Origin of the sequence: Streptomyces sp. NPDC101166 (genome assembly GCF_044768125.1) — a bacterium.
Taxonomy (GTDB): domain Bacteria; phylum Actinomycetota; class Actinomycetes; order Streptomycetales; family Streptomycetaceae; genus Streptomyces.
Genome location: NZ_JBIWPF010000102.1, coordinates 1 through 1,503, shown reverse-complemented (window position 1 = coordinate 1,503; position 1,503 = coordinate 1). Strand labels below are relative to the sequence as shown.

Annotated in this window: 1 protein-coding gene and 1 pseudogene; one reads left to right on the top strand and one right to left on the bottom strand. The window is 64.9% G+C overall.

Translation table 11 applies throughout. The features are described 5' to 3' along the window. Positions 1–229: 229 nt before the first annotated feature. Positions 230–904, bottom strand: a complete 675-nt coding sequence (locus ACIRS4_RS36725; protein WP_404204377.1) for an SMI1/KNR4 family protein — start codon at positions 902–904, stop codon at positions 230–232. A gap of 458 nt (positions 905–1,362) precedes the next feature. On the opposite strand from ACIRS4_RS36725, the pseudogene ACIRS4_RS36720 reads away from it, so the two are divergent. Further along, positions 1,363–1,503: pseudogene (locus ACIRS4_RS36720) on the top strand (IS701 family transposase); the annotation flags it as partial.

The window sequence follows — 1,503 nt, the reverse complement described above, 5'->3', positions numbered from 1 at the left end:
GCGAAAGTCCCGGCCACCCCGCCCAGCACCTGCCCCCACCGTCGACCCCAACCGCCGCAAGCTCGCCGCCCCAATCCCCAAGGGCGGTCCTGAACTGCGCTTTCCTGCGCCATGCCGAGTCTATTGGGGCAGGACCGGTTCCTCGTGGCTGTGCTGGTTGAATCCGCCGCCGATCATCGACCAACGGTGACGTCACGCGGCACAATGGAGATCCGGGCCTTCCGCGGTCTCACTCGAAATACCACGCCCGGGGGAAAGGGTCCTCCGGGAGATCGCCCGCTGGCTGCTCCCAGTACATCAGGATCTCTCCGGTGCTGTCCGACTCCCGCACTCCGGGGGTCTCGTCATGGAAGGGCCTACGGGTGTTGAGGGAGTCGGTCAGGGCGTCGAAGAACTCGAGCGGTGTGTCGGCCCACTTGGTGCCTTCGAAATCGCCCGAGCCGATACCCAAGCTGATGACGTGACCGTAGGACGGTCCGGGTCGGTGCTCGACCAGCAATATGGCGGCGGAGATGGAGTGTGCGATCGGAACCCATTGGTAGGCATGGGCGTAGAGGTCGTCGTCCTCGCTCGAACCCAATGCGCGAGTCTGCGCGCTGAGGTCCATTCGCTGTTGGTGACCGGCGAGGATCTGGTCGATCGAGTCGAGCATGTAGCCCGACGGCAGGAAGTCGGCGCCTTCGGCGGAGCCCCCGTATTCGGCATACTCGGTTCCGTTGTGTCGTTCGAGCAGCGCCCCGACATCTGGGTGCAGCGCGAAACCGAGGACGGCCTCCAGGTGCGCGATCTGCTCTGCGGTGGCACCGGGTCGCAGGGTCGAGACGGCAGTAGGCGAGTACATGCCAAGTCGACTGAGAAAACGAGTCCACACCTTGTCGAAATTGCGCACAGCAGGGTCGATCATGCGGTGACCATAACGACCAGCAGTGACATCTCCCGATGGACATATCGGGAGCAGGATTGTGCTCACCACCCATGGGTCGCCTTGTACAGGACCCCACGCGAGGTTGGCGCCCTGGTCCTCGTACGGGATCCAGTGGTGGACGTCGAAGGACCACTCCGCGCCGGAGATCGTCAGCAGCGGCTCGGTCGGGGTGCCGCAGGTGGGGCAGGGGGGCGGACTCGACGCCGAGCTCGTCGATGGCCCACCGGTCCAGTCGTTCCCGCATCTCCCGCCCGAGCTCGAGTATTCGATCACCTCTTGCGGATGGATCACTCCTTGTCTTCTTCGGCCAAGTCGATGCGCCGCCGCAGCCGGGCGTCTGTCAGCGACATCAGCGGGAGCGGTCCTGTGTGGTGGGAGTTCTCGCGGCAGTGCGGCCATGGCTCGCTCGCCGACCACAACAGTGGGCCGCCGATCGAACTGTCCTGGGGCGATGGGCTTCCCGGCGCTGGCACATCGAAGAAGCGTTCCACCAGGCCAAAGGCGAAGCCGGGCTTGATCACTACCAGGTCCGCGCCTGGTATGCCCACATTACCTTGTCCATGCTCGCCATGGCCTGG